12 protein-coding genes are annotated in these 14164 nt (G+C 72.3%); 5 read left to right on the forward strand and 7 right to left on the reverse strand.

Going from position 1 to position 14164, the window contains the following annotated elements; genetic code table 11:
* Positions 1 to 2: 2 nt before the first annotated feature.
* Genes ABZS40_RS16055 through ABZS40_RS16080 form a run of 6 tightly spaced genes read right to left on the reverse strand, consistent with a single transcriptional unit; the run spans position 3 to position 5054 of the window.
* Positions 3 to 944, reverse strand: coding sequence for a sugar kinase (locus tag ABZS40_RS16055; RefSeq protein ID WP_354944012.1), 942 nt, complete (start codon positions 942 to 944; stop codon positions 3 to 5).
* Positions 941 to 1561 (reverse strand): bifunctional 4-hydroxy-2-oxoglutarate aldolase/2-dehydro-3-deoxy-phosphogluconate aldolase, encoded by a 621-nt coding sequence (locus ABZS40_RS16060; protein WP_354944013.1) that lies wholly within the window; start codon positions 1559 to 1561, stop codon positions 941 to 943. Before ABZS40_RS16060 ends, ABZS40_RS16055 begins: the two co-directional genes overlap by 4 nt.
* A gap of 10 nt (positions 1562 to 1571) precedes the next feature.
* Positions 1572 to 2414: a hypothetical protein gene (locus ABZS40_RS16065; RefSeq protein ID WP_354944014.1), complete on the reverse strand. Its 843-nt coding sequence runs from the start codon at positions 2412 to 2414 to the stop codon at positions 1572 to 1574.
* 5 nt (positions 2415 to 2419) lie between these two features.
* The gene (gene dgoD, locus ABZS40_RS16070; RefSeq protein ID WP_354944015.1) at positions 2420 to 3565 is read right to left on the reverse strand and encodes a galactonate dehydratase; all 1146 of its coding nucleotides are present in this window, start codon (positions 3563 to 3565) and stop codon (positions 2420 to 2422) included.
* Positions 3562 to 4272, reverse strand: coding sequence for a FadR/GntR family transcriptional regulator (locus ABZS40_RS16075; protein WP_354944016.1), 711 nt, complete (start codon positions 4270 to 4272; stop codon positions 3562 to 3564). Before ABZS40_RS16075 ends, dgoD begins: the two co-directional genes overlap by 4 nt.
* Positions 4273 to 4307: 35 nt before the next feature.
* On the reverse strand, positions 4308 to 5054 hold the full coding sequence (locus tag ABZS40_RS16080) for an SDR family oxidoreductase (protein ID WP_354944017.1): 747 nt from the start codon (positions 5052 to 5054) through the stop codon (positions 4308 to 4310).
* Positions 5055 to 5213: 159 nt separating this feature from the next.
* Here ABZS40_RS16080 and ABZS40_RS16085 point away from each other — a divergent pair, with 159 nt between their 5' ends.
* Genes ABZS40_RS16085 through ABZS40_RS16105 form a run of 5 tightly spaced genes read left to right on the forward strand, consistent with a single transcriptional unit; the run spans position 5214 to position 12593 of the window.
* Positions 5214 to 6509 (forward strand): extracellular solute-binding protein, encoded by a 1296-nt coding sequence (locus tag ABZS40_RS16085; RefSeq protein WP_354944018.1) that lies wholly within the window; start codon positions 5214 to 5216, stop codon positions 6507 to 6509.
* Between the two features lies 1 nt (position 6510).
* Positions 6511 to 7431 carry a sugar ABC transporter permease gene (locus ABZS40_RS16090; RefSeq protein ID WP_354944019.1) on the forward strand — a complete coding sequence of 307 codons (921 nt, stop codon included), beginning with the start codon at positions 6511 to 6513 and terminating at the stop codon, positions 7429 to 7431.
* Positions 7428 to 8249 (forward strand): carbohydrate ABC transporter permease, encoded by an 822-nt coding sequence (locus ABZS40_RS16095; RefSeq protein WP_354944020.1) that lies wholly within the window; start codon positions 7428 to 7430, stop codon positions 8247 to 8249. The genes ABZS40_RS16090 and ABZS40_RS16095 overlap by 4 nt, the downstream gene beginning before the upstream one ends.
* Positions 8246 to 10333 carry an alpha-galactosidase gene (locus ABZS40_RS16100; RefSeq protein ID WP_354944021.1) on the forward strand — a complete coding sequence of 696 codons (2088 nt, stop codon included), beginning with the start codon at positions 8246 to 8248 and terminating at the stop codon, positions 10331 to 10333. Before ABZS40_RS16095 ends, ABZS40_RS16100 begins: the two co-directional genes overlap by 4 nt.
* A gap of 46 nt (positions 10334 to 10379) precedes the next feature.
* A complete protein-coding gene (locus tag ABZS40_RS16105) occupies positions 10380 to 12593 on the forward strand; it encodes a glycoside hydrolase family 27 protein (protein WP_354944022.1) in 2214 nt (737 codons plus the stop codon).
* A gap of 97 nt (positions 12594 to 12690) precedes the next feature.
* Here ABZS40_RS16105 and ABZS40_RS16110 read toward each other — a convergent pair whose 3' ends face one another.
* Positions 12691 to 13941, reverse strand: a complete 1251-nt coding sequence (locus ABZS40_RS16110) for a DUF222 domain-containing protein (RefSeq protein WP_354944023.1) — start codon at positions 13939 to 13941, stop codon at positions 12691 to 12693.
* Positions 13942 to 14164: the final 223 nt, after the last annotated feature.

The raw sequence follows: 14164 nt of genomic DNA on the forward strand, positions 1-14164 counted from the left end.
AGTCAGCGGACCGTGCCGCCGGGGCCGTGGTCGAGCAGCGCCAGCTCGGCCCGGTCGGGCAGGCCCTCCCAGTCGCCCCGGGTGGCGACCGCGAACGCGCCGGTGGTGACCGCCCGGTCCAGTCGGGCCGACGCGTCGACGCCGTCGAGCCAGCCGGAGAGCAGCCCGGCGACGAAGGCGTCGCCCGCGCCGACGGTGTCCACCACCGGAACCGTCCGGGCTGGACGGTGGATGGCGCCGGTCGCGCTGTGGTTGGTCGCGCCACCGGCGCCGTGCTTGACCACGACCTCGGTGACGCCGGCCGAGAGTAGCGCCGAGGCCGGGTCGGTCGCGTCGGTCAGCACCGCCAGCTCGTCGTCGGAGGCGACCACCAGGTCGATCGAGGGCAGCAGCGGGCGCAGCGCGGCGGCGGCCTCCGCGACCGACCAGAGTCGGTTGCGGTGGTTGACGTCCAGGCAGATCGTGCTGCCGGCGACGCGGGCGCGCCGCACGGCCTCCACCACCGCCTGGTACGGCTCGACGCCGAGCGCACAGGTGATGCCGGTGACGTGCAGCAGCCGGGGTGGTGGCCCGGGCGAGTCGAAGGCCCGGGTCACGTCGGCCGGGCCGAGCCGGGAGCCGGCCGACCCGGCGCGGTGGTAGGTGACCCGGTTGATGTCGGCGACCCGGTTCTCGAAGAGGATCAGCCCGGTCGGGGCGGTTGCGTCGACCCGGGACCAGGCCAGGTCGACACCCTCGGCGCGCAGCGTACGGCGAACCAGCTCGCCGGGCTCGTCGGCGCCGGTGACACCGACCCAGGCGGCCCGGTGGCCGAGCCGGGCCAGGCCGATCGCCACGTTCGACTCGGAGCCGGCGACGGAGATCCCGGCGGTGCCGCCCAGTCGCAGTGGGCCGGTGGTGCGGAACGCCGCCATGGTCTCGCCGAGGGTGAGCAGGTCGGTCATGGCCGGACCGCCGCGAGGAAGGCGGCGGCGCGCTCCCGCAGCGCCGTCGTGTCGCCGCCTCGGACGGCGTCGCCGAGCAGCGGGGAGCCGACGCCGACAGCTGTCGCGCCCCGGTCGAGGTAGCGCCGCGCACCGTCCGCGTCGACCCCACCGACCGGCACGAACGCGATACCGGGGAACGGGTCGCGCAGCGCGCCGAGGTAGTCGGGCCCGCCCAGCGAGGCCGGAAAGAGCTTGATCGCGGCGGCCCCACCGTCGACGGCCTGCACCACCTCGGTCGGGGTGAGGGCGCCGGCGAGCACCGGCAGCCCGAGCCGGCCACCCTCGGCGAGGCTCGCTGCGATCGCCGGGGTGACCAGGAAACCGGCGCCCGCGTCGGCCGCCGTGCGGGCGTCCTCGGCGCTGAGCACGGTGCCGGCGCCCAGGGCGAAGTCGGGCCCGAGGGCAGCCCGGGCGCGGCGGATGACGCCGAGCGCATCGGCGCTGGTCATCGAGACCTCGACCAGGGCGACGCCGCTCTCGGCCACTGTGAGCACGGCGGCCAGCGCCGCGGCCGGGTCCGGGCCGCGCACGATGGCCAACAGCCGATGGGTACGCAGCTCGTCGAGCAGGTTCATTCCGGTGTCCTCAGTGGTCGCGGTGCGCGGAGATGGTGAGTCGCCAGGTGACCTCGCCGGTGGGCGGGACGACCGCCGCGTCGGAGGGGCCGGCGTCGGCCAGGTCGAAGGCCGCGCCGAGCATCGGTTCGATCCCGACGCTGCGGTAGGGGCCGGTCGCCGGCCAGCCGCCCAGGTTGCGCCAGAGCGCGGTGCTGCGGGGCTGGTCGGCGCACTCCAGCTCCAGAGTCAGCCGGTCGGCTCCGTCGATCAGCTGGACCCGGGCGCAGTCGAGCAGCACCGCGCCGAGCGCGGTCCCGTCGTCCGGCCCGAACATGTCAAGGGTCAGCCCGGCCACTGTCAGCCCGGCCGGGGCCGGCCACGGCCCGGTCAACCAGGGGTCGCCGGTGGGCCAGCTGCCCGGCGGCAGGAGCGCGGCGGCCTCCGGGTGCAGCCGGGTCGGGGTGCCGGCGGGCGCGTCGAGGCGGGCGGCGGGGGAGAGGTCGAGCAGGGCGTGCGCGGCCCAGACGAACCGGTGCCCGGGGTCGGCGGCCAGCCGGTAGTCGGCCACCACCACGCCGCGCTCGTCGGTGATCCGGCGGGTGAGGGTGAACGTCGGCCGCTCGATGACCACGGCGCCGGGCCCGGCGCTGCGCCACGGTCGCGACCACACCTCGCCGTGGTCGGGCTCGCCGCGCACTGTGGGCAGGCACTCCTCCAGCCCACCGGCGTCGACGAACGCGTCGTCGGGGTGTACCTCGTGCCGGCCGGGTTCCGGGCCACGCCAGAGCCACTCCCGGCCACCGCCGCGCAGACTCGTCCACCGGCCGCCGTGCGCCGCGTCGTACGCCACCCGCAGGGCCACCGGCCGCACGCCGGTCACCACTCGGCGAAGGACCCGTCGGCGTGCCGCCAGACCGGGTTGCGCCAGGTGTGCGGGGTCTGGGCGGCCTTGCGGACCGCCATCTCGTCGACGTCGATGCCCAACCCGGGTCGGTCGAGGCGGGCGATGTGCCCGTCCACGAACCGGAACGGCTCCGGGTCGATGAGGTAGTCCAGCAACTCCGAGCCGACGTTGTAGTGGATGCCGATGCTCTGCTCCTGGATCAGGAAGTTCGGCGTCGCGAAGGCCACCTGGAGACTGGCCGCCAGGGAGATCGGGCCGAGCGGGCAGTGCGGGGCGAGCAGCGCGCCGTACGTCTCGGCCAGCGCGGCGATCCGGCGGACCTCGGAGATGCCACCGGCGTGCGACAGGTCCGGTTGGACCACGGCGACCCCGGCCTGCAACGGGCCGAGGAACTCGGACCGCCCGTAGAGCCGTTCGCCGGTGGCCACCGGGATCGGCGTGCCGGCCACGATGTCGCGCAGGTGGTGAGCCTGATCGGGCAGGACCGGCTCCTCCACGAAGAACGGGCGCAGGGCGGCCAGTTCGGGCAGGATCCGGCGGACGGCGGCCATCCCGGCACGACCGTGAAAGTCCACAGCGATGTCCCGGTCGGGGCCGAGCACCTCGCGGGCGGCGGCCACCCGGCCGATGACCGCGTCCACCTCGGCCGAGGTGGGGATCGGCGAGAGCCGCCCGCAGGCGTTCATCTTGACCCCGGTGAGGCCGGCGGCGACCTGCGCGGCGGCGGCGTCGGCCACCTCGCCGGGTTCGTCCCCGCCGATCCACGAGTAGATCCGCACCCGGTCGCGCACGTGGCCGCCGAGCAGCGCGTGCACCGGCGCGCCGTACGCCTGACCGGCGATGTCCCAGAGCGCCTGGTCGAGGCCGGCGACCGCGCTGGAGAGGATCGGGCCACCCCGGTAGAAGCCGCCCTTGGTGAGCACCTGCCAGTGCTGCTCGATGCGCAGGGGGTCCGCGCCGATCAGGTACTCGGAGAGCACCTCGACCGCGCTGCGCACCACCTCGGCGCGGCCCTCGACCACCGGCTCACCCCACCCGACCAGCCCGTCGTCGGTCTCCACCCGGCAGAACAACCACCGTGGCGCGACCAGGAAGGTCTCGATCCGCGCGATCTTCACTGACTGCCCCTTCGTCCCCGTGCCTTCTCGACGTCGCGGACGGCCTTGTCCAGCAACTGACGCATCGCGGTCTCGGCCGCCGTCTCGTCCCGGTCGCGCAGCGCGTCGACCACCGCGCGGTGGCTGGGCACCGGGTCGTCGTGCGCGGTGCCGCCGTGCACCAGCCGGTCCCGTTCGGCGAGCCCGGTCTCCATCACCACCTCCATCCGCTCCAGCAGCTCGTTGTGGGTGGCGGTGAGCAGCGCGCGGTGAAAGGCGAGGTCGGCGACGATGGCGGCGGCGGGATCACCGTTGGCCTGGGCCATCTCGGCCAGCGCCCGGTCGAGGGCGCTCAGGTCGTCAGCGGTGGCGCGGGTGGCGGCCAGCCGTGCGGCGGCCGGCTCGATGATGGCGCGCACCTCGTGCAGTTGGTCGAGCAACCGCTGGTCGGTGCCCTCGGCGAACTGCCAGCGGATCACGTCGCCGTCGAGCAGGTTCCAGTCCGCGCGGGGTCGGACGAAGGTGCCGCGCTTCTGTCGGGCGTCCACGATGCCCTTGGCGGAGAGGACCTTCAGCGCCTCGCGGAGCGCCGTGAGGCTGACGTCGAACTCCTCCTGCAACGCGACGATGTTCAGGGTGGCGCCGGCGGCGATCTCGCCGGTGAGGATGCGACGGGCGATCGCTTCGACGGTCTGCCCGTGGACGCCGCGGCGTGCGTACTGTGCCAATGCTCCTGGCCTTTTCGCTGGTCGGTATCGATCTCTCAGGCCGAGGCTTTCACCGCTGTCCAGCCACCGTCCACCACGAGGCTCGCGCCGGTGATGTAGGCGGCGTCCGGCGAGGCGAGGAAGGCGACGGTCGCGGCGACCTCGTCCGGTGTGCCGAAGCGCTTCGCGACTGTCTCCGCGATGCTGCGTTGGCGGTCCTCTTCGGACACGTCGGCCCAGGCGGCGGTGAGGATCGGGCCGGGCAGCACCGTGTTGACCCGGACCTGCGGGCCGTACTCGACGGCGAGTTGGCGGCCGAGCGCGACCAGGCCACCCTTGGCAGCGGCGTACGCGGGCCGGCCGGGCAACCCGACCAGCGCGTGCACCGAGGAGATCAGCACCACCGCGCCCGAGCGTGCCCGCAGGTCGTCCAGGCAGGCGCGGACGCCGAGGAAGGAGCCGGTGAGGCTGACGCCGAGCTGGTGGTCCCAGGACTGTCGGCTGGTCTCGTGGGCCGGTGCGACCCGCACGGCGTACGCGGTGCTGACCAGGATGTCGACCGGGCCGAGGCGGTCCCGTACGGCGCTCACGGCGGCCGTCCAGTCGGCCTCGTCGCTGACATCGCCCACTACGGACAGTGCACGGTCGCCCCGCGCGGTCAGTTCGTCGGCCAGTGGAGCCGGGTCGGCCACGTCGAGCAGCGCAACCGCTGCCCCCTCGGCGGCGAGCCGCCGGCCAATGGCCGCGCCGATCCCACCCATCGCGCCGGTGACCAGTGCGTTCTTGCCCTCAAGCCGGCGCATAGGCTGATCCACCTGACCCCCGCCTCGGTCTCGTCTAATCATTAATTACGAAGATATCTTGACAGCCGGCGAGGGTCGATGCAACCTTCTGGTCACAGCATTCACATGGACGACACATCGCGTGGTGACGCTGAGTGTCGTAAAGGAAGGGATACCTCCGTGAGCGACTTCGACCCCGGTCGCCGGCGATTCCTTGGCCACCTTGGGCTCGCCGGCATGGGCGCGCTCGGCGCCAGCTCGTTCCTCAGCGCGTGCGCCAGCTCCGCCGGCGGGCCGACGACGAGCAACGGCTCGGGCGCGGTCACCATCCAGTCCAACCTCTCCTCGCCGCAGGCCAAGGCGGCGATGGAGAAGCTGATCGAGACCTTCAACGCGCAGGGCAAGGGCACGGCGAGTCTCAACACGATCGCCTCGGAGACCTTCCGGACCCAGCTGCCGACCTACCTGACCTCGGCCAACCCGCCGGACCTCTACACCTGGTACGCGGGCTCGGTCGCCAACGACTACGCCAGCAAGAACCTGCTGCTGGACGTGTCCGAGGTGTGGAAGCCACTGGACGACTACCCCCAGTCGTTGCGCACCCTCTCCACCGACGCCAGCGGCAAGCAGATCTTCGTGCCGATGAACAACTACTGGTGGGGCTTCTTCTACCGCAAGTCCAACTTCGCCAAGTGGGGCGTGCAGGAGCCGAAGACCTGGACCGAGTTCCTGGCGCTGTGCGAGACGCTGAAGAGCAAGGGCATCCCACCGATCGGCATCGGCCTCGGCGACACCCCGTGGGTGGCCTCGGCCTGGTTCGACTACCTGAACATCCGGATCAACGGCGCGCCGTTCCACCGCGAGTTGCTGGCCGGCAAGCAGCGTTTCGACGACCCCAAGGTCAAGGCGGTCTTCACCCGCTGGCGCGAGGCCCTGCCGTACTTCGACCCCAAGGGCAAGGCGTACCCGTTCCAGGAGGCGACCACCGCGCTGCTGGCCGGCAAGACCGGCATGTTCCTGATCGGCACGTTCTTCGCCGACGCGGCACCCAAGGACGCGCTCGGCGACCTGGACTTCTTCCGGTTCCCGATCATCGACCCGGCGGTGCCGCTGGCCGAGGAGGCGCCGACCGACGGCTTCTTCGCCAGCGCGAAGAGCGCCAACCCGACCGGCACCAGGGCCCTGCTCAGCTACCTGGCCGGGGTCGAGGCCCAGGAGGCGTACGTCAAGGCCAGTTCCGGCATCGTGCTGCCGGCCAACCCCAGGGCCAAGGCGTCGGACTCGCCGCTGGTGGTCAAGGGCAAGGCGATGCTGAACGAGGCCAAGGAGCTGACCCAGTTCTTCAACCGCGACTCCAGCGACGCGCTCCAGCCGACCGCGGACACCGCGCTGACCAAGTTCATCGACAAGCCGGACCAGATCGACGCGATCCTGCGGGAGTGGCAGGCCGGCGCCGAGAAGGTCTTCAAGGGCTGACGTGACAGCAACGATCTCCACGACTTCGGTCACCCCCACCCGGCGACGGCGACGGTCGGCTCGACTGTCGCCGCTGCTGGTGGCGTTCGTCCTCGTGCCGTTCGCGGTCGAGAGCGTCTGGGTCTTCTGGCCGGCGATCCAGGGCTTCTGGTTCTCCCTCACCCGCTGGGACGGGTTGACACCGCCGACCTTCGTCGGCATCGACAACTACGTCGAGCTGGCCGGCGACGCCACCTTCCGGGGTGCGCTGATCAACACGGTGATCTGGCTGGTGCTCTTTGGTGGCCTCTCCGTGCTGGGTGGCTTCGGGATGGCACTCGTCCTTCAGAAGGAGCGGCGCGGTGTCGGCTTCTACCGGGCCGCGCTGTTCACCCCGGTGGTGTTCTCGCTGGTGGTGACCGCGCTGGTCTGGCGGGTCTTCTACCAGCCCGACGGCATCGCCGACACGCTGCTGCGGGCGGTCGGCCTGGAACAGCTGATCCGGCCCTGGCTCGCCGACCCGCAGACCGCCCTGTACGCGGTGATCCTGCCCGCTCTGTGGCGGCAGATCGGGTACGTGATGGTGCTGTTCCTGGCCGGGTTGAAGGCGATCGACCCGGCGCTGCACGAGGCGGCCCGGATGGACGGGGCCAACTCCTGGCAGCGGCTGTGGCACGTCACCATCCCCCAGATGAAGGGTGTCAACGCCGTGGTGCTGTCGGTCATCGTGATCGACTCGCTGCGCTCGTTCGACATCGTCTGGTCGCTGACCAAGGGTGGGCCGTACCACTCGTCGGAGCTGCTCAGCACCTACATGTACTCGACCGCGTTCCAGAGCCTGCGGCTGGGTTACGCCTCGGCGATCGCTGTCGTGATCTTCGTGCTCGCACTGGCCGTCATCCTCGGCTACCTGGTGCGCGCGTTCCGGGAGGAAGCGTCATGAACAAGCTCCGTACCGGGGCCTTCCACACCGGCATGATCCTGCTCTCGCTGCTCTGGCTGGGCCCGGTGCTCTGGGTGGTGGTGATGTCCACCCGGTCGTTCGACGACATCGCCGCGCACGGTGTGGGCAGCCTGCCCCGGTCGTTCACAGTGGACACCTACCGGCAGGCGTGGACCGACGGTGGCGAGCTGCGCGCGCTGATCAACAGCATGCTGGTCACCGTCCCGTCGGTGGCGCTGAGCCTGGGGCTGGCGGCGATGGCCGCGTTCGCGCTGAGTCGCTTCCGGATCCCCGGGCGGCGCACGATCCTGCTGCTGATGCTCGCCGGCAACCTGCTCCCACCGCAGATCCTGCTCATCCCGGTGGCCAAGTTCAGCGAGCTGACCGGCCTGTACGACACGCTCTGGGCGTTGATCGCTGTGCAGGTCGGCTTCGGGCTCGGCTTCTACACGTTCGTCCTGCACGGCTTCATGCGGGACCTGCCGGGCGAGATCCAGGAGGCGGCCACCATCGACGGCGCCGGCACGGCGCAGATCTTCACCAAGGTGATGCTGCCGCTGACCCGACCCGCGCTGGCCGCTCTCGGGGCGCTCTCCTTCACCTGGATCTTCAACGACCTGCTCTGGGCGATCACAGTGCTGCGTACCGATGACAACATGCCGGTCACCCCGGCGCTGCTCGCCCTCCAGGGCCAGTTCGTCTCGTCCTGGAACGTCATCGCCGCCGGTACTGTCATCGCGGCCGTGCCCACCGTCGCGGTGTTCCTCCGCTTCCAGCGGCACTTCGTCTCCGGTCTGGCGCTCGGAGCGGTCAAGTGACCGCCGAGGCCGGGCAGCGCTGGACGCTGCGGGGCACGCACACCGAGTACACGGTGCGGGTGCCCGCGCACGGCCGCTGGCTGGAACTCGTCGCGTGGGGTCCGCACGGCGTCTCCGAGGGGCCCTCGCCGGTCGCCTACGACGGCCCGGTCCCGTTCCTCACCGCCGGGGACGCGGCCCCCATCGAGTACGCCACCGACGCCGACCGCCCGTTCACCGGCGCCGACCTGGTGGTCGAGACGGCGAACGGGCAGCGCCGGGTGGGCTTCGTGCACACCGACGCGCGGATCGACGCCGACCAGCGGGAGCTGGCCGTCGAGTTCGCCGACCCGGTCACCGGGCTGCGCGCCACAGTGCACTATCGGATGCCCGCCGGCACCGACGTGGTGCAACGGTGGGTCGACCTGTCCAACGAGGGCACCCACGCGCTGCGGGTCGTCCGGGCCGGATCGGGCGGGTTCTGCGTACCGACGCCGCACGGCGCCCTGCTCAGCCACCAGTGGGGTCAGTGGGAGCAGGAGTTCCAGCTCTCCCACATCGAGCTGGGTCACGGCGCGTTCAGCATCGGCAGCTCCCAGGGCGTACCAGGGCACCTGCACGTGCCCTGGCTGGCCGTGCGCGACACCGCCGAGCCGGCCGGCCCGGCCTGGGGGATGGCGCTGGCCTGGACCGGCTCGTGGGAGATCAGCGCCGAGCGGGACACCGGCGGCCTGACCCGGGTCCGGGTCGGCCGTCAACTCGTCGACGGCCCGCTGGAGTTGGCCGCTGGCGAGCGGCTGACAGTGCCGGTGGTCACCGGGGCGTACAGCCCGGACGGCCTGGACGGGCTGGCCCGGGTCTGGCACACCTACCAGCGGATGCTGGCCGGGGAGCGGCTCAGCCCCCGCCCGGTGCTCTACAACTCCTGGGAGGCGACCTACTTTGCCGTCGAGGCGCAGAGTCAGCTCGCGCTCGCCCGGGTCGCCGCAGAGTTGGGCGTGGAGACGTTCGTCGTGGACGACGGCTGGTTCGTTGGCCGCGACGACGACACCGCCGGGCTGGGCGACTGGACGCCCGACCCGGCGAAGTTCCCGGCCGGGTTCGACACGTTCATCGCCGACGTCCGCGCGCTCGGGCTGAACTTCGGGCTCTGGGTCGAGCCGGAGTGCGTCAACCCGAAGTCATCCCTGTACGCCGAGCACCCCGACTGGGTCTACGCCGTCGACGGCCGGCCGCTCACCCCGGTCCGTAACCAGTACCTGCTCGACCTGGGCCGGCCGGAGGTCGCCGAGTTCGTCCACTGCACAGTCGACGGCCTGCTGCGCCGGTACGACATCGACTACCTGAAGTGGGACTTCAACCGGCCGCGTACCGAGCCGGGTCGGTCCGGTGGGATGGGCCCGCTCGACCTGGACGGCGCGCACGTCGCCAACCTGCACCGGATCTACGAGCGGTTGCGCCGGGACCATCCCGGGGTGCTGATCGAGGCGTGCGCCGGCGGAGGCGCGCGGACCGACCTGGCGATGGCCGCCCGGGCCGACGTCTTCTGGCCCAGCGACAACACCGGTCCGCTGGACCGGCTGGCCATCCAGTACGGCTTCCTGCACGCCAACGCCCCGCACCTGCTCAGCTCCTGGGTCACCGACGCGCCCGGCCTGTTCGACAGTCGCCCCCGAACGCTGGCGTTCCGGTTCGTCCTGGCGATGGCCGGTGTGCTCGGCATCGGCGCGGACATCCGGGCGTGGACCCCCGCCGAGCGGGCCGAGGCGGCCGGTTGGATCGCCCGCTACAAGGAGATCCGGGACGTCGTCACGCACGGCGAGGTGCACCTGATCGGCGGCCCCGACCAGGCCCGCTGTGCGGTGCAGTACACCGCGCCGGACGAAGCCCAGGTGGTCGTCCTGGCCTGGCACACCGGCCGGCTCGACGGCGCCGGGCTGCTCCCGTCCCGCCCGGTCCGGTTGCCCCTGCGCGGCCTCGACCCGGCGGCCCGTTACTCGCACGGTGATCGGCACTACTCCGGCAGCCATCTCGCCACCGTCGGCCTGCCCGTGCAGTGGAGCGCGACCCACGACGCCGACCTCATCGTGCTGACCCGCGACTGAGATCGGAGCACCACCACCCCCACCCCCGAGGGACAGGAGTACCTCCATGCGCCTGAACCGACAGCTGACCGCTGCCCTGGCCGTGCTCGGCCTGGGCCTGGCCAGCCCGATGCCGGCGATGGCCGGCCCACCCCACGCCGACCCACCGCAGGCCGGCCACGGACCCGTTCGCCCCGGTCACGCCCCGACGGCCACCAGCGCGGAGGACCAGGGCGCCCCGATCTTCTTCAACAGCGGCCTCGCCCCGACGCCCTACCAGGGCTGGAACACCTACTTCGGTCTCGGTGGCGACCCCACCGAGGCCGAAGTGCGGTCCGTTACCGACTACATGGTCCACAGTGGCCTCCGGGACGCCGGCTACACCTACGTCTGGATCGACGGCAACTGGGCCGCGCCCATCCCGCGCAACGAGGCCGGTCAGCTCGTCGCCGACCCGGCCCGCTTCCCCGGCGGAATGGCCGCGCTGGCCGCGTACATCCACAGCAAGGGGATGAAGGCCGGCATCTACACCGACGCCGGCCCGTACCTGCCGGGGCAGTGTGGGCTCGGCAGCAACGGCCACTACCGGGCGGACATCGCCCAGTTCGCCGGCTGGGGCTTCGACGCGCTGAAGGCCGACTGGCTCTGCGGCCGGGCCGCGGGCCTCGACCCGGAGACCACCTTCCGGGAGTTGGCCGAGGCGGTACGCCAGTCGCCCCGACCGATGCTGCTCAACATCTGCAACCCGGTCAGCTCGGACTGGGGCGGCGGCCCGTACACCCCGGAGCAGCTGTCCACCTGGAGCTACACGTACGCGCCCATCATCGCCGACTCCTGGCGGACCTACACCGACGTGGGGCTCACCGACCCGAGCCCGCAGTGGGCGTACCCGTGGGTGCTGCGCAACATGGACGTCAACGCGTACCACCCGGCGGCCACCGGGCCGGGGCACTACAACGACCCGGACTACCTGCTGCCGATGCGCCCGCTGCCCGACGGCGGGTACGAGTTGAGCCTGGAGGAGTCCAAGACGCAGCTCGGCATGTGGGCCCTCATGGCCGCGCCGCTGGTGATCGGCTCCGACCCGCGTGGCCTGCCGAAGGAGATGATCTCGGCGCTGACCAACCCGGAAATCATCGCGGTGGACCAGGACCCGCTGGTCCGGCAGGGCGTCAAGGTCGCCGACACCGGCACCGACGCGCAGGTGTGGAGCAAGGTCCTCGCCGGCTCCGGCAAGCGGGCCGTCGCGCTGCTCAACCGGCACGACACCGCCCAGCAGATCACTGTGAACTTCGCCGACGTCGCCCTCGGTGGGTCGGTCAAGGTCCGTGACCTGTGGTCCCGCACCACAGTGGACGCCCAGCCGACCACCCCGGGGGCGCAGCCGTTCACCGGCTCGTACACCGTCGAGGTGCCGGCGCACGGGGTGGCCATGCTCGGCCTGACCGGCGCCGACCAGGTCGCCGGCGCCGACCTCGGTGGCACCGCCAGCGCCAGCCCGGCGCTGGTCCGGGTGAACGACACGCACGCCGCCGCCTTCGTCCGCGACGCTTCCGGTGCGCTGGCGGTCAACACCCGCACCGGTACGACGTGGGGCACGCACTGGACCTCCCTCGGCGGCCCGGTCGGCGGCCGGATCCTCGGCCAACCGGCGGCGTACGGCTCCGCCGACGGGCGGCTCGACGTGTTCGTCCGCGCCACCGACAACGCGGCCTGGCAGCGCAGTTACGTGGCCGGCAGCTGGGGACCGTGGCATAGCCTCGGTGGCACGCTGACCGACGCGCCCACTGTTGCCTGGACCAACCCGACGCAGTGGACCCTCGTCGCCCGCGGCGCCGACGGCAAGCTCTGGTCGCGTACGCCGAGCGCCGGCTGGACCGGCGTCGGAGCTCCCGAGAACCGGCCGTTCCACGGCCGGCCGAGCGCTGTCGTCGACGACGCCGGCGTGCTGCACGTGGCGGTCCGCAGCCGCACCGACGAGGTGTGGTGGAGCAGCCGGACCGGCACCACCTGGTCGGCCTGGACCAACCTGGGCGGCACCACCAGCGGCAGCCCGACCCTGCTCGCCACCTCCGGCCGGGTCTACCTGTTCGCGCTGGCCGCCGACAACCGGCTCTGGCAGCGCAACCTGGCCGACGGCGCCTGGGGCGGCTGGTTCCGACGCGCTGAGTTCGCCACCGACGCGTTCCGGGGTGCTCCCGGGGCCGCCGCCGGTGCCAACGGCAGCGCCTGGCTGGCGGTACGCGGCGTCGACGACCGGGTGCACCAGGTCACCCTCTGATTCACGGTGGCGGGCCGTCCGCGTGGGCGGCTCGCCACCCGGCCAGCGTGGCTCACTGCCGGCCCGGCGTGATGGTGGCGAGGTCGGCTGGTTGCCCCTACGTCCGTCGGTGGTAGTGGTTGCGGCGGGGGATCTGTTCGGGGTCGAGCCAGGCGGGTGGGATGAATTCGGGGTGGCCGTCGCCACCGAGCCGGACCGTCCAGTCGCTGTGGTGCAGGTGGCGGTGGTGGTGGCCGCAGAGCAGGACGGCGTTTGCCAGGCTGGTGGTGCCGCCGTCGGTCCAGTGGTGGATGTGGTGGGCGTGGCACCAGCGGGGTGGGCGGTCGCAGCCGGGAAACGCGCATCCACGGTCGCGTAGCACCAGAGCGCGGCGGAGTGGCCCGCTGATGAGGCGGCGTTGCCGGCCGACGTCGAGTGGTTGGCCGGTGCTGCCGAGGCCGGTGGGGAGGATGGCCGCGTCGCAGGCGAGTCGTCGGACAGTGTCGGGGGTGAGCTGGAGGCCGGTGTCGAGGGTGCCGGTGTCGAGTTGCCGCGCAAGCGCGTCGTAGGTGGTGGTGACGACGATCTGGGCGGCGTCGCCGCCGTGTTCGGGTAGCTCCCCGGTGCGCAGGCTGAGTCGGCAGACGTCGGCGAGCGCGTCATGCCGGCGTTGCCCGGGGGAGCGGGTGTCGTCGGGGCCGGCAGGTGCGCTGAGCGGGTCGATGGCGGCGCGCAGCAGGCCGGCGGTTTCGGCGTCGAGGATGCCGGTGAGTCGAAGTCGGCCGTCGGTCTGCTCGGACAACGTGAGGTGCCGGTCGCGGGCGGCGCGGGCGGCTTCGGCTTCCAGTGCGGCTTGGGCGGCGGCGTCGGCGACGTCGGGGGCGACGTGGTCGAGGATGCGGGTGCCGAGTTTGCGCAGTTGGCTGGGGTCGAACTGCCCGGCCCAGTCGACCAGCACGCTCACTGCCTTGTCGGCTGCCTCCGGGCCGGCGGCGTTCTGCACGGTGGTGACGGTGTCGGTGATGACCCGGGCCTGATCGAGGCTGATGTGCCCGTCGGCGAGCGCCTGTCGTACCCCTGGGTTGCCGGTGTCGAGGGCGGCGGCGAGGTCGACCAGGCGGCGGGCGGCGGGGATGGTGAGTCGCAGTCGTTCGCGCAGCCACACCGCGGTGTTGGAGGCGCCCTGCGCGCGGGCCGTGCCTCGGCCGTCAAGCTCGCGGACCAGGGTCAGGGTGACGGCGGCGAGGCGTTGCTGAAGGCGGTGCGCGGCGTCGAGCGCGGCGATCAGGTCGTGCTCCGGCAGGGCCCAGGCGGCGGCGTCGACGCAGGCGGCGATCGCCTCGTCTGCCTGCGCCAACTCCTCGACCATGACCCGACACTAGAACAGATGTACGACACTCTCAGTCACCATGATCGATTGAACCGGAACCGCCCGACGTCGCCCTGGCGGGGTTGCGCTGCGGCCTGAGGCGCAGTCGGCGGGATCGACCGCACCGCTCCGGCTCAAGGTCGCCCGTCAGGCGAAGGGCGCGGTCGAGGGGTCGAGCCGCTCGGCGTCATCCTGCCAGCGACGGGTCAGGCGCCGCTGCGGC

The organism is Micromonospora sp. NPDC005324, from assembly GCF_040607155.1.
GTDB lineage: Bacteria > Actinomycetota > Actinomycetes > Mycobacteriales > Micromonosporaceae > Micromonospora > Micromonospora trifolii.

Coding starts and splice junctions, on each gene's coding strand:
- ABZS40_RS16060 (WP_354944013.1), bottom strand. CDS start 1,561: ATGAACCTGCTCGACGAGCTGCGTACCCATCGGCTGTTGGCCATCGTG.
- ABZS40_RS16110 (WP_354944023.1), bottom strand. CDS start 13,941: ATGGTCGAGGAGTTGGCGCAGGCAGACGAGGCGATCGCCGCCTGCGTC.
- ABZS40_RS16080 (WP_354944017.1), bottom strand. CDS start 5,054: ATGCGCCGGCTTGAGGGCAAGAACGCACTGGTCACCGGCGCGATGGGT.
- ABZS40_RS16095 (WP_354944020.1), top strand. CDS start 7,428: ATGAACAAGCTCCGTACCGGGGCCTTCCACACCGGCATGATCCTGCTC.
- ABZS40_RS16105 (WP_354944022.1), top strand. CDS start 10,380: ATGCGCCTGAACCGACAGCTGACCGCTGCCCTGGCCGTGCTCGGCCTG.
- ABZS40_RS16055 (WP_354944012.1), bottom strand. CDS start 944: ATGACCGACCTGCTCACCCTCGGCGAGACCATGGCGGCGTTCCGCACC.